The organism is Tangfeifania diversioriginum, assembly GCF_900141875.1.
Classification (GTDB): Bacteria; Bacteroidota; Bacteroidia; order Bacteroidales; family Prolixibacteraceae; genus Tangfeifania; species Tangfeifania diversioriginum.
The window spans coordinates 234,842-257,102 of record NZ_FQZE01000001.1 but is presented as its reverse complement, the minus strand read 5'-3'; the positions used below and the strand labels follow the sequence as shown (position 1 = coordinate 257,102).

Annotated in this window: 18 protein-coding genes; 8 read left to right on the top strand and 10 right to left on the bottom strand. The window is 42.6% G+C overall.

The annotated features are described in order from the left end of the window. The first annotated feature begins 8 nt into the window (after nt 1-8). From atpD to BUC07_RS01035, 3 genes are all read left to right on the top strand, one after another. A complete protein-coding gene (atpD, locus tag BUC07_RS01045) occupies nt 9-1,514 on the top strand; it encodes a F0F1 ATP synthase subunit beta (RefSeq protein WP_073164224.1) in 1,506 nt (501 codons plus the stop codon). A 17-nt stretch (nt 1,515-1,531) separates the two neighbouring features. Next, nucleotides 1,532-1,774 (top strand): ATP synthase F1 subunit epsilon, encoded by a 243-nt coding sequence (gene atpC, locus BUC07_RS01040; RefSeq protein WP_073164222.1) that lies wholly within the window; start codon nt 1,532-1,534, stop codon nt 1,772-1,774. A 62-nt stretch (nt 1,775-1,836) separates the two neighbouring features. Next, entirely contained in the window at nt 1,837-2,826 is a 990-nt protein-coding gene (locus tag BUC07_RS01035; RefSeq protein ID WP_073164219.1) for a glycosyltransferase family 9 protein, read from the top strand. On the opposite strand, the gene BUC07_RS01030 is transcribed toward BUC07_RS01035, so the two are convergent. Further along, entirely contained in the window at nt 2,823-3,107 is a 285-nt protein-coding gene (locus BUC07_RS01030; RefSeq protein ID WP_073164216.1) for an encapsulin-associated ferritin-like protein, read from the bottom strand. The two genes, BUC07_RS01035 and BUC07_RS01030, sit on opposite strands and share 4 nt — an antisense overlap. A gap of 236 nt (nt 3,108-3,343) precedes the next feature. Between BUC07_RS01030 and BUC07_RS01025 the strand changes: the two genes are divergently transcribed. Then, nucleotides 3,344-4,162, top strand: coding sequence for an SDR family NAD(P)-dependent oxidoreductase (locus BUC07_RS01025; RefSeq protein WP_073164375.1), 819 nt, complete (start codon nt 3,344-3,346; stop codon nt 4,160-4,162). 21 nt (nt 4,163-4,183) lie between these two features. Further along, complete coding sequence (locus BUC07_RS01020) at nt 4,184-5,170, top strand: NAD-dependent epimerase/dehydratase family protein (protein WP_073164213.1); 987 nt, start codon at nt 4,184-4,186, stop codon at nt 5,168-5,170. Nucleotides 5,171-5,174: 4 nt separating this feature from the next. Here BUC07_RS01020 and BUC07_RS01015 read toward each other — a convergent pair whose 3' ends face one another. Both BUC07_RS01015 and BUC07_RS01010 read right to left on the bottom strand, forming a co-directional pair. After that, nucleotides 5,175-6,350, bottom strand: coding sequence for a MalY/PatB family protein (locus tag BUC07_RS01015; protein WP_073164210.1), 1,176 nt, complete (start codon nt 6,348-6,350; stop codon nt 5,175-5,177). Beyond that, nucleotides 6,350-7,066, bottom strand: a complete 717-nt coding sequence (locus BUC07_RS01010) for a 2-phosphosulfolactate phosphatase (protein ID WP_073164207.1) — start codon at nt 7,064-7,066, stop codon at nt 6,350-6,352. Before BUC07_RS01010 ends, BUC07_RS01015 begins: the two co-directional genes overlap by 1 nt. Nucleotides 7,067-7,321: 255 nt before the next feature. Between BUC07_RS01010 and BUC07_RS01005 the strand changes: the two genes are divergently transcribed. Beyond that, nucleotides 7,322-7,906 (top strand): T9SS type A sorting domain-containing protein, encoded by a 585-nt coding sequence (locus tag BUC07_RS01005; protein WP_073164204.1) that lies wholly within the window; start codon nt 7,322-7,324, stop codon nt 7,904-7,906. A 118-nt stretch (nt 7,907-8,024) separates the two neighbouring features. Here BUC07_RS01005 and BUC07_RS01000 read toward each other — a convergent pair whose 3' ends face one another. Continuing rightward, nucleotides 8,025-8,522 (bottom strand): response regulator, encoded by a 498-nt coding sequence (locus BUC07_RS01000; RefSeq protein ID WP_073164201.1) that lies wholly within the window; start codon nt 8,520-8,522, stop codon nt 8,025-8,027. Between the two features lie 230 nt (nt 8,523-8,752). Further along, on the bottom strand, nt 8,753-10,723 hold the full coding sequence (locus tag BUC07_RS00995; RefSeq protein WP_073164198.1) for an Ig-like domain-containing protein: 1,971 nt from the start codon (nt 10,721-10,723) through the stop codon (nt 8,753-8,755). Nucleotides 10,724-10,887: 164 nt separating this feature from the next. On the opposite strand from BUC07_RS00995, the gene rnr reads away from it, so the two are divergent. Both rnr and BUC07_RS00985 read left to right on the top strand, forming a co-directional pair. Next, nucleotides 10,888-13,065, top strand: coding sequence for a ribonuclease R (gene rnr / locus BUC07_RS00990; protein ID WP_073164193.1), 2,178 nt, complete (start codon nt 10,888-10,890; stop codon nt 13,063-13,065). Nucleotides 13,066-13,207: 142 nt separating this feature from the next. Continuing rightward, nucleotides 13,208-13,810 carry a TetR/AcrR family transcriptional regulator gene (locus BUC07_RS00985; RefSeq protein WP_073164190.1) on the top strand — a complete coding sequence of 201 codons (603 nt, stop codon included), beginning with the start codon at nt 13,208-13,210 and terminating at the stop codon, nt 13,808-13,810. A gap of 211 nt (nt 13,811-14,021) precedes the next feature. On the opposite strand, the gene BUC07_RS00980 is transcribed toward BUC07_RS00985, so the two are convergent. The 5 genes from BUC07_RS00980 to BUC07_RS00960 all read right to left on the bottom strand — a co-directional run bounded on the left by BUC07_RS00980 (nt 14,022) and on the right by BUC07_RS00960 (nt 22,252). Then, nucleotides 14,022-15,239: a glycosyltransferase WbsX family protein gene (locus BUC07_RS00980; RefSeq protein WP_073164187.1), complete on the bottom strand. Its 1,218-nt coding sequence runs from the start codon at nt 15,237-15,239 to the stop codon at nt 14,022-14,024. A 2-nt stretch (nt 15,240-15,241) separates the two neighbouring features. Next, nucleotides 15,242-16,396: an ATP-binding protein gene (locus tag BUC07_RS00975; protein ID WP_073164185.1), complete on the bottom strand. Its 1,155-nt coding sequence runs from the start codon at nt 16,394-16,396 to the stop codon at nt 15,242-15,244. 125 nt (nt 16,397-16,521) lie between these two features. Continuing rightward, a complete protein-coding gene (locus tag BUC07_RS00970) occupies nt 16,522-18,366 on the bottom strand; it encodes a glycoside hydrolase family 13 protein (RefSeq protein WP_073164182.1) in 1,845 nt (614 codons plus the stop codon). A gap of 1 nt (nt 18,367) precedes the next feature. Further along, entirely contained in the window at nt 18,368-20,683 is a 2,316-nt protein-coding gene (locus BUC07_RS00965; protein WP_073164180.1) for a family 65 glycosyl hydrolase domain-containing protein, read from the bottom strand. A gap of 54 nt (nt 20,684-20,737) precedes the next feature. After that, a complete protein-coding gene (locus BUC07_RS00960) occupies nt 20,738-22,252 on the bottom strand; it encodes an MFS transporter (RefSeq protein ID WP_073164177.1) in 1,515 nt (504 codons plus the stop codon). Nucleotides 22,253-22,261 lie beyond the last annotated feature (9 nt).

The following is a 22,261-nucleotide window of genomic DNA, read 5'->3' as shown; positions in this document are numbered from 1 at the left end:
GAAAATAAATGGATCAAGTCAAAGGAAAAATTATCCAGGTCATTGGGCCGGTAGTCGATGTTAGTTTTGAAAAGGAAGGCCATGATCTTCCATCTATTTATGATGCACTGGAAATTACCCGCCTAGGGAAAGACAATCTGATTATTGAATGCCAGCAACACATTGGAGAAAATACAATCCGGTGTATTGCAATGGACTCAACTGATGGGTTAACCCGCGGAATGGAAGTGGTGTCCACAGGGAAGCCAATTATTATGCCTAAGGGTGAAGCAGCTCTTGGCAGGCTTTTAAATGTTGTGGGTAACTCAATCGATGGAATGGAATCGCTACCAAAAGAGGGGCAAACCATCCACAACGAACCGCCAAAATATGAAGATCTCCTGACAGAGTCTGAAATTTTGTACACGGGTATTAAGGTAATCGACCTGATTGAACCCTACGCAAAAGGGGGGAAAATTGGGTTATTTGGCGGAGCCGGTGTTGGGAAAACGGTACTTATTCAGGAATTGATAAATAATATTGCGCTTGCCCACAGCGGACTTTCGGTTTTTGCCGGGGTTGGCGAACGTACCCGCGAAGGAAACGACCTGCTGCGCGAAATGATTGAAGCCAACATAGTTGATTACGGCGAAGATTTTAAAAAGTCGATGGAGGAAGGCAGCTGGGATTTATCGAAAGTGGACAAGGAAAAGCTGAAAAAATCGAAACTTGCAATGGTTTTCGGTCAAATGAACGAACCGCCCGGTGCGCGCGCCAGAGTGGCACTTTCGGGTCTTTCCATTGCCGAGAGTTTGCGCGATGCCGGAACTTCGCAAAGCGGAGGCCGCGATATCCTGTTTTTCATCGACAACGTATTTCGCTTTACCCAGGCGGGTTCCGAAGTGTCGGCACTCCTTGGCAGAATGCCGTCGGCAGTTGGGTACCAACCCACGCTGGCTACCGAAATGGGCTTGATGCAGGAACGGATTACTTCTACCAAAGATGGATCCATCACTTCAGTGCAGGCCGTTTACGTGCCGGCTGATGACCTTACCGACCCCGCTCCCGCAACAACTTTTTCACACCTGGATGCCACAACGGTTCTGAGCCGGAAAATTGTGGAGCTGGGGATTTACCCGGCGGTTGATCCGCTCGATTCTTCTTCACGGATTCTTACGCCTGAAATTGTTGGCGACGAGCATTACAATTGTGCGCAAAATGTCATCCAGTTGTTGCAACGCTACAACGAACTCCAGGATATTATTGCAATTCTGGGAATGGAAGAACTCTCGGAAGAAGACAAACTGGTAGTTCACAGGGCGCGCCGCGCACAGCGGTTTTTATCACAACCGTTTTTTGTGGCATCGCAGTTTACCGGCCTCGAAGGAAAGCTGGTTTCAATTGAAGATACCATTAAAGGGTTCAATATGATTTTGAATGGCGAAGTGGATAAATATCCGGAAGCTGCTTTTAACCTGGTTGGTACCATTGAAGAGGCCATTGAAAAAGGAGAAAAATTGCTGGCCGATAAATAACATATAATCTTTTTCCTATGTTTCTCGAAATAATTACACCCGATAAAAAAATATTTGAAGGAGAAGCTAAACGAATCAGGCTTCCGGGAAGCAACGGCTTGTTTGAAATTTTAACTAACCACGCCCCAATTATTTCTACCCTTGCAAAAGGAACCATTAGGGTAATTGACACGGATAATAAAAAGCATAAATTTGAAGTAGAAGGTGGGGTAGTGGAGAATAAAAGAAATAAAATTATTGTGTTGCTTGAATCGGTTTAAATTACAATAACTTTTACGCACAGCCCCGGTGATAGGATTCCCCGGGGTTTTTGTTTAAGCGCATGAAGATAAAATACCTGGTCATACGGTTTAGTTCAATTGGCGATATTGTTTTAACATCGCCGGTTGTCCGTTGCCTTAAACAACAGGTTGAGGGTGCCGAAATCCATTTTGTAACCAAAAAAAAACATGCTGCTCTTGTAGCTTCCAACCCCTATATTCATAAAGTGCACACTTTTTCAGGCAATATTAACCAACTGATTAATGAGCTTGAAAAGGAGCAGTTTGATTACGTTATCGATCTTCATCAGAATCTCAGGAGCAACCGCATAAAAAGCCGGCTTAAAATTCCTGCGTTTTCATTTAATAAACTGAACTTTCAAAAATTCGTACTGGTTCAGTTTAAAGTTAACAGGTTGCCCCAAAAGCATATTGTCGATCGCTATCTTGAAACCCTTTCGGTTTTCGATGTAAAAAATGATGGGAAGGGGCTCGATTTTTTTATTCCTGAAAATGAGGGGTTTGATAAATCTCAATTGCCGCCTGCATTTAAAAATGGGTACGTGGCTTTTGTAATTGCCGGAACGTATGCCACCAAAAAGCTCCCGGCCGATAAAATTACTGAGATTTGTAACCACGCAAACTTTCCGATAGTTTTATTGGGCGGTAAAAGCGAAACGGAAGCAGGCGAAAAAATTATGAGGGAAACCAATGGAAATGTTCATAACCTGACCGGCAAAATAAGCCTGAATCAATCGGCCAGCCTGGTCCGCGATGCGAAGTTGGTTTTAACCAACGATACCGGGCTCATGCACATTGCTGCAGCCTTTGGTAAAAAAATTCTTTCTTTCTGGGGCAACACAGTTCCTGAATTTGGCATGGTGCCGTACCAGCCTCATCCGACATCAAAAATTATGGAAATTAAAAACCTGAGATGCAGACCTTGTTCCAAGCTCGGGTACAAAAAATGTCCCCGGAAACATTTCAGGTGCATGAGAGAGCAGGATGTGGATAGTGCCGTGAACTGGATTGTCCGCAATTTCAATAGTTAGTGCGAAATCTCTTTTTTAGTAAACAGGTAATCCTTCATTTCTTCTTCAAATTTCGGGTCTTTCCTGCGTATCCATTCCATTAACATGGCAGCATGTTCTTTCTCTTCGTCGCGGTTGTGTTCAAGAATTGCTTTTAGCTCTTCGTCTTTACACACATCAACGCGCTGGTTGTACCAGTCAACTGCCTCAATTTCTTCCATCAAGGAGACCAATGCACGGTGCATGGTTTTTGTTTCTTCGCTTAATTCCGAAATCTTTTCGTGATAGCCTTCATTTGCCATATTACTTGTTTCTTTAATTATATGTAAATAACATTAGTTCGTTTATTTCTAATATACGCAAAAATAATTTGTGTGGTGCACCCTGTGCTGCTTTTTTCATATTAGCGATGGATAAAGGAGCTTATAAGAAGAAATATGTAAATTGTTTTATGTGGTTCCGGGTAACATTCATTGAATAATAAACGTTTTAGAGAAAAAAATTTGCTCATTTGTTTCATAACACTATAATGATTTTTATGGAAGATAAAGGTGAAAAGCAATATGTGCTGATAACCGGAGCTAGTTGCGGTTTGGGAAAAGAATTGGCAAAAGAATGCGCCAAACGCCGCATGGACCTTCTGCTCACTGCACTCCCCAATGAAGAAATCAGTACTCTTGGCGAGGAGTTTTCACAAAAATATGGTGTGGAAGTGAATACTTTTGAAGCTGATCTTACAAAACCGGAAGAGTTGAAAAAACTCGCTGCTTCCATTTCAGAAAAATATGAGGTTAAAATTCTTATTAATAATGCCGGCCTTGGCGGGGCAAAAACATTCTTGGATGCCACAACTGAATATATTGAGCAAATTGTTCTGCTAAATATGAATGCACTTGTTTTGTTAACAAGGTTGATGCTTCCCAATCTGAAACGGCAAAAAAACGCATACATACTGAATATTGCCAGTATGGCTTCCTTTAGTCCAATGCCCTTCAAAACAGTTTATCCGGCTTCAAAAGCTTTTGTCTATTCGTTTTCGCGGGGATTGGATGCCGAGCTGAAAGGAACCGGGGTATCGGTAAGTGTAGCCCATCCGGGGGGAATGAGAACTAATGCCGAGGTTACGCACAGTATTGAAAACTATAACTTTTTAATCCGTTCAACCACCCTCTCAGTTGAAAAAGTGGCTCAAATTTGTATTAAATCTTTACTGAAACGGAAACGAACGATCATCCCCGGGGTGATTAATAAATTAAGCTGGGTGCTGCTTAAAATAACACCTTTATGGATGCGGCTGAAAATGATGCGTGCTTCTATCAGCAAGGATATTGAACAGCAAAACAATTTTCAGAAATAACCAGGTAGTTCATGAAATGATATGGAAAAAGTACTTGTAACAGGAGCAAACGGATTACTGGGGGCGCATGTTGTCAGGGAATTGTTAAGCAGGAGATACTTCGTGCGGGCAATGGTGCGCGAACAAAGCAATTTAAAGGCTTTAAACGGGCTCGATATCGAATTTTATTTCGGACAGGTTACTGAAATAGGTGATGTTGCTGAAGCATCACAAGATTGTAGTTTTATTATTCACGCTGCAGCGCGCACAGCACAAAAGCCATCCGGGCTGGAGTCCTACAGACTGCCAAATATTACAAGCACCACTAATTGTATTAATGTGTGCCGGAATCAACCTGTAAAAAGGCTGGTTTATGTTAGTACTGCGAATTGTTTTGGCAACGGGACCATTGAAAACCCGGGCAACGAGCAACGTCCTTTTAATCAGTGGATGAAAAAATCGGGATATGCATACAGTAAATATCTTGCCCAGCAAAAAGTGTTGGAAGCAGTAAAAAACAAAAATCTCGATGCGGTTGTGGTGAATCCTACATTTATTATTGGAACCAATGATGTAAAGCCAGGCAGCGGTCAGATTTTCTCCCACATTCTGAATAAGAAAATTGCATTGTATCCGCCCGGGGGTAAAAATTTTGTGGATGCGGAATCGGCAGCCACCGGTGTTGTAAATGCCATGGAAAAGGGGAGGGCAGGGGAGTGCTATTTGCTGGCAGGCGAAAACATGACCTATAAAAATTTTTTCAAAATGGCTGCTGAAATTGCCGGCGAAAATCCGATACTTGTTCCCGTTCCCCGTTTTTTAATTCGGGGTTTGGGCGTTTGGGGCGATTTTTCTGAAAAAGTACTGAACAGGCCATTGCAAATTAACAGTGTTAACGCGCGGATGTTATGCATGGATAATTATTATACACGAGCCAAAGCGATAAAGGAATTAGATCTGCCAATTACTTCCGTTCGCAAAGCCGCAGAAAAAGCCATTGGGTGGTTCCGCCAAAATGAATATTTCTGAACGGTTAAAGTTTGCCGAAAGCTTTTTCCAGCCGGTTCAGGCCTTCTTCGAGAATACTACGCGGACAACCAATGTTGATGCGCAGCCATCCGTTGCCGCCTGTCCCGAATTTGGCTCCGTTGTTTAATCCCACTTTAGCCTCATTAATTGTGAATTTGAAAAGTTCACTGTCGTTCATCCCGTATTCATTGAAATCTAGCCAGATAAGATACGTAGATTCGGGTTTCATCACCTTCACTTTTGGCAGTTTTTCGCTCATGAATTTTTCAAGAAAAAGGTAGTTGTCCCAGATGTAGTCCAGCATCTGTGCCAGCCATTCATCTCCATGATTATAAGCCGCTTCGAGAGCCACAGTCCCAAAAATATTTCCCATGCCCAAATGCCCGACACCCAGTGCCCGTTCGTAACGGGCAAAATTTGTTTTGTCGGGTATAATTGCTACCGATGATGAAAGTCCGGCCACATTGAATGTTTTGCTGGGAGCCATGAAAACAACTGAGTTGCTGGCGGCTTCTTCTGAAATGGAAGCGAATGGAATGTGCTTATGCCCTTCAAAAACCAGATCGGAATGGATTTCGTCGGAAATAACCATGATGTTGTTTTTCAGGCAAATCGATGAAAGTTCATGCAGCTCTTCTTTTGTCCAAACCATGCCACCCGGGTTTTGCGGATTGCAGAGCATTAGCAGTTTGGTGTTGCCGGTGATTTTCGATTTCAAATCATCAAAATCAAAAGTGTATCTCCCGTTTTCTAGTTTAAGCGGGTTTTTAACCAGTTTTCGCCTGGTTCCTTTCACACAATCAAAAAACGGGAAATAAACAGGTGGTTGTACCACTACTTCATCTCCGGGGTTCGAGAAAGTTTCAATGGCAAGAGTTAATCCGGCCACCACACCCGGGCTGAATGAAATCCATTCTTTTTGAACATTCCAGTTGTGCCGGCGCTGCATCCAGCCAATTATGGATTTGAAATAGGATTCGGGTTTAAATGTGTAGCCGAATATTTCGTGCTCGGCACGTTTCTTTATGGCTTTAACAATAAAATCGGGTGTGCGGAAATCCATGTCGGCCACCCAAAGCGGCAGTACATCGTTGGTTTTAAAAATCCATTCACGGCCGTCGTATTTTATGCAGTTGGTTCCTTCGCGAGGAATTATTTCATCAAAATCGTATCTTTTCATTATTGTGTAATTGTATTTGTTTTTTCGGCAACTCTCACTTTTTGCAGATAATTAATGGAGCCCTCGTTTTTAACTTTCAATATAAAATCAAAAATATCTCTTTGCAGGCAAAGTTCAAAATCGTTGCTGGGTGCCCATTCCTGGTTTTCCGGTTCAAAAAAACGTTTCCCTGAACCCCGGCGGATAATTTTTTTCATGCGGGCGAAATCATTGTCATGCCCCAGCAGTTCATTTTTAATGTATTCGGCACATAACGTATCTTCATCGGTCGGATATTCGCAGGCATATCCCATGCAAACCAACGAAACTGTTTCGGGGTTTTGGTTTCTTATATATTGAACAATGGCAGAAGCATTGACAAAACTTCCGGTTATAACTTCATCCGCACGGAGGGCAGCTTCAATGCCCTGCGTTCCCGAACTTGTGGTATGCACAATGGTTTTGCCTGAAAGATTGGCAGAAGAAAGAAGTGAAGGTGAATTTCCGAAATCGAAGCCAGTTGGTTTTTTTTCTTCACGCTCTCCCATTAAAATAAATTTCGGATTTTCTTTTTTGAGTTGGTAGGCTTTTTCAATATTTCCTACCGGGATTATTTTGGCAGCATCCTTTCCGTAGGCATAGCAGGCTGTGGAAAAAGCGCGAAATACGTCGATGATTACAGTCAGGCCTCTTGCATCTCTTGCTCCCTCAAGAAGTTGCAGTATTTGTACATCCATATTTAAAATTTGCCCGAAATTAAATAAAATTAATTTAACACGTTAATTGAGTTAAGGCACGGTTTTTGATAGTGCTGTGCTTTTATTTTTAATTTGCTGTGCATGAGTTTGTTAATGATTTATTTAGATACGAAACAATTATTAAAAGTTAATTTCACATTTATTTGATGTATTATTAACGTATGTTTTACAGCATAATGCTGAAAAACATATATGTTTGCAGTGAAGTTCATGTTAAACTTAAAATAGAAAGTTATGAAAACAATTAAATTAGTATTTACAGTTATGGCATTAGCGGTTGCCACTATAACCACCGCCGTAGAGAAACCAAAAGTGAGTGTAACTCCTATTACAGCCGACAGGGCAGTAGTATCTATTTTAAACGAAAACCCGGCAGTGTTTGAAGTGAGCATTGAAGACAAAACCGGTGCAGTTGTTTATTATAAACAAACCAACAATGCAATAACCGATTACCGTAAAGTTTTCGATTTTGCTGGGTTGGAATCAGGAGAGTACGTTTTTAACCTGAGAGTTAACGACACAAAAGTATCGAACAACTTCGAAGTTTCGGGCAATGGTATTGTTGTAGGAGAATCAAAAATGCATTTTGATCCTTATTTCAATTACACCAACGATGTGCTTCAGTTATCTTACCTGAATTTTGATCAGGAAAAACTGAAACTGAAATTTTTTGATGATAGCAGACTGGTTTATCAAACCGAGCTGGGTACAGATTTTAACGTTGCTACAGGCTACGATCTTTCCAAGCTGGAAAAAGGAACCTACCGTGTAGTGTTAAGCTCAAACAACAGCCAGTACACCTATGATTTAGTAAAATAGATTAGAGGATACGTTTGTGTCATTTTTTTAAATGACGAATTGAATTAACAGTAATATTAAAGCCGGAGAGGGCAACTTCTCCGGCTTTTTTGTTTCATTTTTTTGGAGCCTGGATTTTTTAAAGGTTGAAATCTTCAAGGAATATTGTCATCAGAATAATAATCATGATGAGCAGAAACATCATGATAAAGAAGCCGATTACGCCAATTTGAAAGCCTTTTTTTACTTTTTCGCTTTTGGTTGCCGAAATTAAATATTCAACGGAATGCAAAAGGTGTTGCGGTGCCTGATCGTTTTTCACAATATAATCGGCTGCTCCTTTTTTCATGATGCTTACAGCAACTTCCACATCATTTTGTCCACTCAAAAATACAAAATCAATTTCCGGATGATCGACATGTACTTTCCGCATAAGTTCCAATCCTGAAATGCCTTCGAATGTATAATCCAAAACAACAATATCGGGTTTCAGGTGGATTGACCTGAGGCACTCTTCTCCGCTTTGGAAGGTTTTAATGTTGGAAAAACCTTTTGAATCTAAATAACCAAGAATAAGGTTTTTGTAAACCGTGCTGTCATTTACGATAAAGATGAGCGGATTTTTAGTATTTTGCATAGCACAACCGAATTTTAAAAGGACTTTTTAAAAATACCACAAATTTTTCCAGTAATCAAATTATCCGGACAACATAAAGGTATTCACAATTTTTGTTATAACGTTCATTTTACGCTGTTTAGTTTTTACAACATAAAATAATTATGATTAAGGAGGGTTGATCTGTTGAAAAATCAGGTGAAAAGCAAAGCATAGCCAGATATGCTGCTTTCAGAATTATTATTCAGAAATTACCTTCCGGATGGGCGCAGAGAACCCGGCGAAATTCCACCACCCGGGCCAAACATATTATTTTGCTGCTGTCTTTGATTGGTGCCCTGCTCTGATTCGCGCCTTGCGTCTTCCTCGGCTTCTTTTCGTTGTTGTTCTTCCAGTTCTTTATCCCTGATATTTTTAATGAAGGTGGGATCGGGTGTCAGGTCCCAAACATGTTTCCATTCCCAGTTGGAGCGTACTTTAATTACTTCATTGATGTAACTGACCAGCTCGGGTTGGAACTTATCCTGGTAACTTCCGGGGTCCCACTTCCCGTTGCCGTTTCGGTCGTAAATAACTTTTACTTTGTATTTGTCGGGTGCAAGAAAATCGAAAACAACAGTTCCGTCTTCGTCTGTCTTTATTTCTCTGATAACCTCTTCCTGGTCGGCGTTTTCAAGCAGCTGAACCAAAACATCACCAGGTACATTGTTCAGATCGAGGTTGATGGAGCCGTAGTAATCTTCGGCCCTGGTTTTAAACGAGCTTTCAAGCGCCTTGCTGGTTATGCCGTAAATATTTATGCAGGCTGCCGAGTCGATTACCAGCGTGTAACTGGTTTCCGGCTCCCAGTTGTAGGCAATCCGGTAGGTTCTCCAGGCTGCTGTGTCTTTTGTAAAATTGAAATTTAAAGGTGTTTGCAGCGTGTCTTGCTTCAGGTAAAGTAACATCGCCGAAGTATCGATTCCTGCCAGTGGCTGTGGGGCAGTCAGCACAATATCGTTATTCAATTCAAAGTTCGACGAGCTGAGGTTGGTCGTCCAGTTAAACTGCGGAACTGGTTCGGGACCTTCTTCCTCTTCATCATCTTCATTTCTGCCTCTTCTGCCACGTCTTGATTCTTCTTTCTTCTCCGTAAAAACCAACTCCACTGTGTCGGTTTGCAGGTAGAACTGCTCCAGTGAGTCGAGTTGAAAATAGGACATTTCAACCGGAATAGTATCGTTGGCAGCCAGCGTGGTGTCTGCTATCCAAACAGTAAGCGAGTCGAACTCTTCATTGGGCTCCAGAATGTACCAGTCTTTGGTTTCTGCATTGAGCGGCCTGATGCCGAACGAGTCAATAACCGTTTCGTTAAAAACAAAGGTGCTTTTATATTTTGTTTCACGTTCAGCTTTTTTGACGTATTGCTCATATATGTTTTCAGTAAAGTTGCGCATGAAAAAAGGCTCGGGTGAAAAATGGGTGTGCCCTTCAATGAGCATTGAGTCAAGTCCTTGTGTTAATGTGTCGGCTTCAGCATGAAATTCGGCATCGGGGACAATGAGTGTATCTGCAAAAGCAATCTTTTCTGCCCCTTCATTATAACGCAAATCGTTATTCAAATCGTTTATAGAAAAAAGGTGGTACTCCCCGGGGGCAATGTTCGAAATCAGGAAGTTGCCCTCTTTGTCGGTTTTTGCAATATAGTTGGGCAGAAGTGTATAAACTGCTGAATCGTGCAGGTTTTTGTGCAACATCACCAGCGACTCTTCTTCAGGTTCAAGGTTAAACCCGTTAATTATTTTACCGGCAACCCGCAGTGAGTCATGCACATCGCCGGTGCTGAATGAGAAGCGCAGGCCTTCCAGTTCGTTTCGTTCATTATTGTCAACAACCGAGTTTTTAAAATCGAGTGAGTAAGTAGAACTGTCTTTTAACTCTTCGTTGAACCGGATAATCAATGTTTTTGATTTGGTCAGAATTGACGGGCGGCTTTCAAGCGGGGGCGAAATCACGAGCTTTTCTGAAATAGCATCCGGAATAATAAATTCATTAAACGTTAGCTGGACTTCTTCTCCGCTAAAGTTTAACGCTTTGTATTCGGGCTGCGTACTCATAAGCACCGGGGGAATGCTGTCGCGCGGCCCGCCGGTGGGCATGCCCTGGTTGGCACACGACGAAACGATTGCAACCCAGGCAAAAGCAGCCACAATGAAATATGGTAATTTGTCAAGTATTTTCATTATTCAAAAAAACGAACCACAAACATACAAATTCCTGCAAACATTGAATATTAAGGGTTGTTAAATATGCAGGTTTGTTTTGCTAAAAAAATGGAATGAATAATTCAAAAAACTGGTAGGAATCAGATAAAAAATTTAACTTGCCTTATATAAAACAAAAATAAATGGCCAAAAAGAAGAAAAAACAAAAACGGAAGTTCAAAAAATCAGTCACTTTCAATAAAAAGAAACTCAAAAGTATCATCCTTTCCATGCTATACGAAGAAACCGGCAAGACGGTAAACTACAAGCAAATTTCTTCGTGGCTGGGAATTAAGGATAACGAAACACGGCAGTTGGTAAATATAGTTTTGCAGGAATTAAAAGACGACGAGTACCTCGATGAGGTTTCGCGCGGGAAATACAAGCTGAAAGCCAAAACCGGCACGATTTGCGGAGTAGTTGAACTTCAACCGCAGGGTTTTGCCTATATTATCAGCGAAGAGATGGACCGGCCGGTACTGGTCTCGTCGCGTAATCTCAACCACGCCATGGAGGGCGATAAAGTAAAAGTCCGGCTGTATGCCCGCCGCAAAAAACACGACCTGGAAGGGGAGGTTATTGAAATAGTTGAACGCGAAAAAACGCATTTTGTAGGAACCGTAGAAATGTCGCGCAACTTTGCATTCCTTGCGCCATCAGGGAAAGTGAGCTTCGATATTTTTATTCCGAAAGAAAAACTGAAAGGAGCAAAAGACGGGCAGAAAGCCATTGCCGAAATTGTAGAATGGCCGCCCAAAGCGCGCAGCCCAATTGGTCATATTGTTGAAGTGCTGGGCAACACCGGTGATAACGATGCCGAAATGCATGCCATTCTTGCCGAATATGAACTGCCGCACATTTTTCCCGAAAAAGTGGATAAAGCAGCGGAGAAAATTTCGTTGGAAATTCCAAAAGAAGAATACAAAAAACGCCGCGATTTTCGGGATGTCACCACATTTACCATCGACCCGGCCGATGCCAAAGATTTTGACGATGCGCTCTCGCTACGGAAACTCGACAACGGAAATTGGGAAGTGGGCATCCACATTGCCGATGTGACACATTACGTAACTCCCAACACCATAATTGAAGATGAAGCCAGAGACCGTGCAACGTCTGTTTACCTGGTTGACAGAGTTGTTCCAATGCTCCCCGAAAGACTTTCAAACGGGGTTTGTTCACTGCGGCCGAATGAAGATAAACTTTGTTTTTCGGCTGTTTTTGAAATGAATGAAGAAGCAGGTATTAAAAAAGAGTGGTTTGGAAAAACGGTAATTCACTCCAACCGGAGGTTTGCTTACGAAGATGCCCAGGAAATAATTGAAAAAGGAGAAGGAGAACTGGCTGAAGAATTGCTGACTTTGAACGATTTGGCTATTAAACTTCGAAATGAGCGTTTCAAAAAAGGTTCCATCGCGTTCGACCGCATCGAAATAAAATTTAATATCGATGAAAAAGGCAAACCACTGTCGGTTTATTTTAAACAGGCAGAGGAAGCCAACGAGTTGATTGAAGAATTCATGCTGCTGGCCAACAAACGCGTAGCTGAATTCATCGGCAAAAAAGGGAAAAATAAATCGGCAAAAACTTTTGTGTATCGTATTCATGATAAACCGGATGCTGAGAAACTGGAATCGTTTAATTCATTTATTCATCGTTTTGGTTATGGCATTCAAATGACTACACCCCGGACGATTTCCAAATCGCTCAACAACCTGATGCAGAATGTGAAAGGGAAAAAAGAACAGAACCTTGTGGAAACACTGGCAATCAGAACCATGGCCAAAGCTGTTTATTCCACACGAAATATTGGCCACTACGGTCTTGCGTTCGATTATTATACGCATTTTACTTCGCCTATTCGTCGTTACCCAGACATGATGGTCCATCGCCTGCTCGAAAAATACCTGGATGGCGGCAGCTCGGCCAGCGAAAAAAAATATGAAGATTTATGCCGCCATGCTTCCGACATGGAAGCGCGTGCTGTGAATGCCGAGCGGGCCTCTATTAAATACAAACAGGTGGAATTTATGCAGGACCACGTGGGTGAAATTCATGCCGGTGTAATTTCAGGAGTTACCGATTTTGGAATTTTTGTTGAATTGGAAAATAAAATTGAAGGCATGGTTCCCATCCGTGAGCTGGACGACGATTTCTATGTTTTTGACGAAAAAAATTATGCACTGGTAGGGCGCCACAAAAACAAATCATACCAGTTGGGAGCCGACATAAAAGTGAAAATATGGCGTACAAATCTTGAACGAAAACAACTTGATTTTCAGCTTGTGGAAGACGAGAATGAACCTCATTTCGAATATTGAGGTTTGTGTATTCAGGAATTTGCAGGCAGTGGCGATTAATCTGCAGCCATTCGTCTGTAAAAGTAAAAAGTTCCAATGAGTTTAGCAGGTAAAATATTTAATTATATTTGCTTCCTGTATTAATGCAGCAAAACAAACTAAGATGCAAACCATTTCTGAAAACGGCAGCAAGAGAGATCTGAACAGAGAGAACATTCTTAAAATTGCGCGCGAAATTTTTAGCAAATACGGCTACAAAAAAACCACACTCGACGATATTGCCAATGCGGTGCGAAAAGGGAAAAGCTCGCTTTACTACTATTTTAAAAGTAAAGAAGATCTTTTTCAGGCTGTAATTATGAAAGAGGTTGAGATTTTGGCCCGTGAACTGGAAATTGTAATCAACAGAAACACCGACCCGGTTGACAAACTACGCGATTACGTGCTTACCAAACTGACCACTTTCAGGAGCCTGGCCAATTTTTACCATGCCATTGAGAATGATGTTACTGCCGTTGAGTTTATTGAAGATATTAAACACCGCTACGAACAGGATGAGATAAGAATGATAAAACGAATTCTTATTGAAGGTGTCCGCAAAAATGAGTTTGAAATTTACGATTTTAACCTGGCTGCTATAGGTATTACCACTGCCATTAAAGGCCTTGAAATGCCGCTTTCGGCCGGGCACTACGGTGAAGTGAATCTGGAACGCAGCGTGGATACTATCCTGAAAATTGTGTGCTACGGAATTATGAAGCGGTAGTTTCCAACATTTGGATAAAAAGAAAGGCCGGTTCAATAACCAGCCTTTTCTCAATCAACCTAAACCTAAACTAAACCAAAAACCAAACCATCTGAATGGTGGGTTAACTAATTTCTTTCAACTACTTAAACAGAATTTTTCGAAAAAGGTTTACTTTTCCAACGACTTTTTTTATTTTTTTTGATGCTTTAAATATTTCGGCAGCAGGAAATTATTGGTTTCTTTTTGAAGGGTAGGGATTGTATTCTCCTTCCATCACCCTTTTCACAGCCTCCAGATGATCAAAGCCGTATTTCATGTCAGGCAGCAGGTAGCCGCCTTCAATCCATTCGTTCCACGAAAAAATAGTGATTAATTTTGGTTGCTCCGGATGTTCATCGCAATATTCTTTGGCTTTTTGCATGTGGGCTGCAAAACCTTCGGGCGATTTGTTGTAATGCACCACATCCTCTTTTCCCTTGTGCGGAAAGCGTGGCGAATCGTCCCAACCAATGGAAACATTGGGGAAATAAGGAATTTCAGCCGCTTCGTCCCATTGCTTCCGGCGCTCCATCGATTCGGTTCCCCACTGGATGTAATCTTCCGGATGCGGGCCGCCCCAGTTGTATTTTGTTATACTGTTCACCCCAATTGCTTCCAGGTTTTGTTGCAATTGCTGGTTGGGCGATTCAAAAACAATTAGCTGCAGGTGAAGGTCAGGAAATCCGGCTTCTTTTGTTTTCTCCCTGAAATAGTCGATGGCCTCCCGGGTTTCTTCTACCGAGCCAAAACTTTTAATCAGGTTGTAAATGCTGAAAACCGAATAAACCGGGCATCCGTCGATTTTAAAATAGTTGGGCTGACTGAAATAATCTTGAATGACCCGGTTCACAATAATTTCGAAGTTTTCCCGGTCCACGGCGCCTTCCCACATGATGGAGGAATCGTCGCTAAATTTATGGACATTCCAGTAGTTGCGGCGCACATCGTGGTTGGCCCACATAAGGTAAAACTGCATTTTGTCCCTGTTCTTGGCTTTCAGAAAACCGTTGTTCAGCGAGCTTTCCAGAAACGGGCCTTCATCGAACCAGTACCAGTCGAAAATGAAAACGTTTACACCATGGTCGGTGGCCGCGTCAATCCACTTCTCCATCACTTGCGGGTCATCGTCCGGCTCGTATCCCCACAATGGAACTTTGGGTTGGTAATGCCCCTCGAACCGGGGAGTTCCTTTTTTTATGATTTCCCACTCGCCCGTTCCTTCGGGCCACAGCATATCGCCAAATCGTTCGTCGTGGTGGCACGATGGCCAAACGTAAGCAGCAACGTTATAGTCGTCTTTTTTAGTGGATTCGTCGTTTTGTTTTTCCGCCGGAGAATTGCATGAAAACAATGCAAGTGCAAAGGCCAAAATAATTAGTTGCAGAAAGTTGAAATTAGTTTTGTTCATTTTTAAATTATTTTTTCATCTTGTTTCAGCCACTGCATAAAATTTTCAGTGTTAATGCATGAGAAAGAGGACGCTTTATAGTTTTCAGTCCAGGAAACTGGTGCTTTTGAATTTTTACTCCCCCATTTAAACTCATAACCGGTAATCCGGCCATCTTTTTCTTCTACCAAATCAAGTTCTGCACCGGAATAAGTACGCCAAAAATAGCTGTTTACAAACGTTTCATTATACGCATTAACTTTCATTCGCTCAGATAAAATAAAATTTTCCCAAAGTTGTCCTTTATCATTTCTAAACTGAAGCGAATTAAAATCATTTATCAGGGTATTTCTCACGCCGGTATCATAAAAATAAATTTTATCCATTTTAACTACTTCTTTTCGTAAGTTCCTGTTAAGCCCGGATAACCTGAAAATTACAAAGCTTTTCTCGAGTAAATTAATATAATTGGTGAGTGCATCCCTGTGTATTTGCAGGGTAGTGGCCAGTTCCTGCAACGAAACCAATTGCCCGGTCTGGTATGCGAGTAATTTTAACAACTGGTTCAACTTTTCCGGATATTTAATATTAGCGAGGGAAAGAATATCTTTGTATAAATATGAATTGCATAAATCTTCCAGGTATTTTCTTTTTTGGTTGAAATTTTGCCAGGAAAATATTTCAGGGTACATTCCGTAAAGAATTAATTCTTCAAGCTGCCGGTTGATTTCAAAATTGTTTAATCCGGTAAAATTTTGCCATTCCAAAATCGAAATTGGGTAAAGGTTATTTGTAATGATTCTTCCTGTAAGTGGCTCATTCACACGGTTCGCCAAATCAAGTGAAGATGATCCGGTTACAATAATTTTCAATTCGGGAAGGTTGTCGTATAAAATTTTCAGGTTAATTCCAATGTCCGTAACCCGTTGGGCTTCATCAATAAAAAGTAAGTCGTAGCCCTCTGTGAGTCCTTTTAATTTTGAAAAATCACGTGAAGAAAGCACATCGTTATAAAGTTGTTCATCGGCATTTATTTTTAATACTTTTCCACGAAAATCACTGATAACAGAATTTATAAGCGTAGTTTTCCCAACCTGCCTGGGGCCGTATAGCACAATTATTTTCCGTTTACCTTGAAGTTGCTGTTTGATATTTTCTTCAATAGTTCTTTTAATCATTACTTTTTAAATTCAAAGTTAATGATTTTTGAAACAATACCGTAGAAATTCGCTTGAATTCCTCTGGTCGATCGTAGGAATTAGCGCTAATTCCTGCGGTCGATCAAAGAAAATAATTGGTTTTTCTACTTCAGTTCGATAATCATTGCCGCTTTTGCCGGAACTTTTAATTCAGAAAGATCAGAAATAGATTCCGACGTAATTATTTCTTTTCCCGAAGAATAGCCTTCAATAATTTCGCTGAAGCGCTCTGTTGGAAACGTTTTTCCCTCCCGGTTTTTGTTCAGTACTACCATTACAACTTCATTTTCATTATAGCGGAAATAGGTGTAAATTCCGTTTTCGGGTACAAAATGCATCAATTTTCCGTGGTGGATAACCGCTTTGTTTTTCCGCCAGTTTTGGATGGTGGAAATATAGTTCTGCACCTCTTTTTGATCGGACGTCAACCCTTCGCCGGTAAACGCATTTATGTCGTGATCGGCCCAACCGCCTGGAAATTCAGCACGAATATCGCCATGGTGGTCGCCGGGATGCGACATCAGAACTTCTGTTCCGTAGTACAATTGCGGAATTCCGCGTGTTGTAAGAAAATAGGCAATCCCCATTTTCAGTAACTCCACGTCTTCGCCCATTTGCACAAAAAAGCGTGACATATCGTGGTTGTCAGGGAAAACAACCAGATTTTCCGGATTGGGGTACAAAAAATCGTTGGCCAGCATTTCGTACAGGGTTACAAGCCCCGAGCCCCAGTCTTCATTTTCGCGAAGTGCGCGGCTGACAGCATCCTGCAGCGGAAAATCCATCAGGCTGGGCAGGTGGCATTCGTAGCCGTCGAAGTTTCTCTGGCCTTTTTGCCAGTACGAAACAATGGCCGGGTTCAGGCTCCACTCCTCGCCTACAATGTTGAAATCCGGATATTCTTCCAAAACCCGGTGTGTCCATTCGGTCATCATCTGTTTGTCTGGGTAAGGCCACGTGTCCTGCCTGATTCCTTCCAGCCCGACAAATTCAATCCACCAGATGCTGTTTTGGATGAGGTAATTTTTCATGAACTCATTTTCCTGGTTCAGGTCGGGCATGGTGGGCACAAACCAGCCGTCCACCATGGCTTTGTAATCGGCCTGTGAAGCGTGCGGGTCCTGATTAACGGTGCGCCGGTGCGAGGTGATTTTGTATTCCGGATAATTGTTTATCCAATCGTTCATCGGCAAATCTTCCATCCACCAGTGTTCCGATCCGCAATGGTTGAAAATCATGTCCATAATCAGCTTCATGCCGCGCTTGTCGAGTTCATCGTTGAGTTCGCGGTACTCTTCGTTGGAGCCGTAGCGCGGGTCAACTTTGTAAAAATCGGTGGTGGAGTAGCCGTGGTACGAAACCTGCGTCATGTTGTTTTCCAGCACCGGGTTGAGCCAGATGGCGGTAAATCCCATGTCCTGCAGGTAATCCAGCGAATTAATGATTCCGCGGATGTCGCCGCCATGTCGTCCGTCGCGGTCGGTGCGGTCGGGTAATTCTTTCATGCTTTCCACCGCGTCGTTGTCCGGGTTTCCGTTCACAAAACGGTCGGGCGTAATCAGGTAAATCACATCACTCTGGTCGAAACCTTTGCGGCTGGCCGAGCCTTTTTCACGGGCTTTCAATTCATACTTATACGTTTCCACCGTTTCATTTTCTTTTTGAAAAAGAAGTACGAAACTACCCGGTTTTACAGTTTCCGAAAGTTTTAAATCAATAAAAAGATAATTTGGGTTTTGGACTTTAGCGACCGAAACCAGTTCAACGCCGGGGTATTCAAGCGAAACGTCGGTTTCCGAAATGTTTTCGCCATAAACCATCAGTTGTAGGTCGGGCGATTTCATTCCGGCCCACCAAAACATAGGTTCCACTCTCTCGAGTTGAATCTGGCCCGATGCCAAATTCAGGGTGATGAGGATAATGATAACAGAAAAAACAGTGCGTTTCATATTATTTTGAGTTTTTAAATTTTACGTGTTTATTGCCTTCAATATCAGCTTGTTTGTTCCAAACCTGAATGGAGGTTTTTTGATTGGAATGATTCACTACGGTGAATCCGTTTCGTTCCATTTTTACTTCGAGATGAGCGTCCCTGAAATTGATACGGAAAGAATAGGCTTTCCATTTTTTTGGCAGAAACGGATTGAAAACGAGCCGGTTGTTTTTCACGCGCACACCTCCAAATCCCATCACAAAAGCCATCCAGGTACCGCCCATGCTAGTAATGTGCAGACCGTCGTCGGTGTCGTTGTTGTAGTTGTCCAGATCGAGACGGGCAGTGCGCAAATACATTTCGTACGATTTTTTCTCGTACCCGATTTTAGCTGCTAAAATGGAGTGCACGCACGGCGAAAGCGACGATTCATGCACCGTGAGCGGTTCATAAAAATCGAAGTGCCGTTTAATTTGGTCATCCGAAAAATCGTCTTCGAACCAGAAAATGCTTTGCAGTGTATCGGCCTGTTTGATATAACACGAACGCAGAATCCGGTCCCACGACCACTTTTGATTGATGGGCCGTTCTTTTACCGGAAGTTCAGCGGCCGGAATCAGCTTTTTGTCCTTAAACCCGTCTTGCTGAAGAAACACCTGGTTTTCATCATCGAATGGGAAATACATGTTTTCAATGATTTCTTTCCAAACGGTGGTTTCCGAAATTTCGTTGAATTTCCATTTTTTAATTAGTTCCTCGAAAAGAAACGGGAACTCTTTTTTCAGAAAGTCGATGACTTCGAGTGTGTATTTCAGCGTCCACACCGCCATGTAGCTGGTGTGAAAATTATTGTTGATATTGTTTTCGTATTCGTTGGGACCCGTCACGCCGAGCATCACATATTTTTGCTTTTCGGCCGACCAGTTTACCCGCTGGCTCCAAAACCGGCTAATGGCCAAAAGTACCTCGAAACCGTGAGGAGCGAGGTATTCTTTATCGCCGGTGTTGTTGATGTAATTGTATATGGCATAAGCGATTGCACCGTTGCGGTGAATTTCTTCGAAGGTAATTTCCCATTCGTTATGGCACTCTTCTCCGTTAATAGTCACCATTGGGTAAAGAGCAGCCTGGCAGTTAAAGCCTAATTTTTTGGCATTTTCAATGGCCTTGCTTAAATGTTTGTGGCGGTAGAGCAGTAAATTTTTTGCCACTTCGAGGGGCGCGGTACTCATAAAAAATGGAAGACAGTAGGCCTCTGTATCCCAGTAGGTAACGCCGCCATATTTTTCGCCGGTAAATCCTTTGGGGCCAATGTTCAGCCGTTCGTCTTCGCCGGTATAAGTTTGGTTTAGCTGAAAAATGTTGTAGCGGATTCCCTGCTGAGCGGCAATGTCGCCTTCAATTTTTATATCGCTGGTTTCCCATTTTTTCAGCCAGCAGTTTTTATGGTTGGCAAAAAGTTTATCGAATCCCGCTGTGGCAGCTCTTTTTACAGCTTTTTTTGCTTGTAAAACAAGTTGTTTTTTGGGGTGGTTTAACGACGAAACAGTAGCTGTGAGTTTTTCAACCGTGAGTTCATCTCCTTTTTCAACCTGTATTTTTTGCGATGCGCCAATGTACTTTTCACGGATGGCATTCTCGGGTTTTCCATCCACTTTGTTTGTGTTTTTCAGAACGCTGAACCACATTCCGGTGGTAACCTGGAAACGGGTTTTCAGGGTTTCGAGTGTAAGGTAACCTTCTTCAGCCTTTATTTCTTTCGAGATTTCGGTCCAGAATTTTTCATCGTAATTGGCATCTTCATTTTTTACGTCGCCGTCGAGGTAGGGAGTAACCGTAATTTCGCCCGAAAAGTTCAGTGCTTTTACCGAGTAACGAATGGCCCCGATTTCGGAATCGTCGATGCTGACGAAGCGCGTGGATTTTACTTCCACTTTTTGTCCGCCGGGCATTGTGGCCACAAAATTGCGTGAAAGCACTCCCGTTTTCATGTCGAGTACACGACGGAATTTTTCAATTTTTGTTTTGGCCAAATCGAGTGTTTCCCCGGCAATCTGAATGTCGATCCCAATCCAGTTGGCAGAGTTAATAATTTTGGCAACGTACTCCGGGTATCCGTTTTTCCACCAGCCCACACGGGTTTTGTCGGGGTAGTAAATCCCGGCAATGTAGGTGCCCTGCAACGAATCGTCCGAATACTGCTCCTCGAAGTTGGCACGCTGTCCCATTTTCCCGTTCCCGATGCTGAAAATACTTTCAGAAATCCGGTTATTTTCAGGATTGAAACCTTCCTCTATAATTTTCCATTCGTCGTGAATGATGTTATTCTTCATTTTTTTCTCTTATGAGTGTAAAAAAATACCAGTCAAAATTCCGGTTGCTGTGAATCATTTTTCGCCGGCGGCCACATCCTTTACAAAAAGCACGGTTATGGCTGCAATCATCATGGAAGCACCTCCAAAAACCAGCGCCAGAATTGGCCTTCCTTTAAAAATGTCTTCTACCAGAAATCCTAAAATTGTGGCGGCCAATATTTGCGGTATCACAATAAAAAAATTGAATATTCCCATGTAAATTCCCATTTTGTGCGAGGGCAGTGAGCCGGTTAAAATGGCATAAGGCATCGACAAAATACTTGCCCAGGCAATGCCGATTCCAATCATGGGAATGATTAGCAAATCAGGATTATTGAATAAAAACATGGATGCCATTCCAATTCCACCAAGCATGAGACAAATAAAATGCGTGGTTTTGCGGCTGGTGTGTTTTGCCAGCACGGGCAGTGAAAATGCCACGAGCGCCGCCACGCCGTTGTAAACGGCAAAAAGCACGTTTACCCAGTCGGCACCGGTGTTGTACTCCAGCGAAGTGGGATCGGTTGTCAGGTAAATATGGCTGGTAACGCCGGCAGTGGAATAAATCCACAAAGCAAACAGCGCCATCCACGAAAAAAACTGCACTACCGCCAACTGTTTCATGGTGGCCGGCATGCGAATTAAATCCGAAAAAATTTCAATCAGTCCGTTTTTCTCCCGGTTTTTTGTTTTCAGGAACCACGCCAGAAGCATCAGTACAAAAAAGGCAATCATCAGTCCGCCCAAAATGTAAAGCTCTTTTTTCAGCCCAAAGAAGTATGCCAGCAACACAATTGCCAGTCCGATTATTCCAAAAATACCTCCCAGCGAAATGAATTTTTGCTTTGGAACAGGATCCTCGTTATAATCTACTCCCACCCGGTTGGTTTCTCTTTCTTCCTTCTCGTATTCCCGCATTTTTTCGGGTGGGTATTCTTTGGTTGAAATAATGGTCCAGAGAATGGCGAGAAAAAATGCAAGCGCTCCAATGTAAAACGACCAACGTACCGAAGGCGGAATAACCCCCTCGGGGGCAGTGTTGGGGATGTTGAGCCAGTTGGTCATTATGTAAGGAAGCAGTGACCCAACTACGGCACCTGTCCCAATAAAAAAACTTTGCATGGCAAAACCGCGGGTGCGCTGTTCGTTGGGCAGCATGTCGCCCACAAATGCACGAAACGGTTCCATGGAAATATTGAGGGAGGCATCCATTATCCAAAGCATCCCGGCAGCTACCCACAACGCTGGAGAGTTGGGCATTACAATCAGCGCCAGCGAGGCGAGCAGGGCTCCCACCAGAAAATAGGGACGGCGGCGCCCCAGGCGGGTCCAGGTTTTATCGCTCATGTGGCCAACTATGGGTTGAATAACCAGCCCGGTTACCGGTGCGGCAATCCACAAAATGGGGATATTCTCCACTTCGGCCCCCAGTGTTTCGAAAATACGGCTGACGTTGGCATTTTGCAATGCAAAACCAAACTGAATGCCCAGAAAACCGAAACTCATATTCCAGATCTGCCAAAAACTGAGCGTAGGTTTCTTACTCATAATTCAATA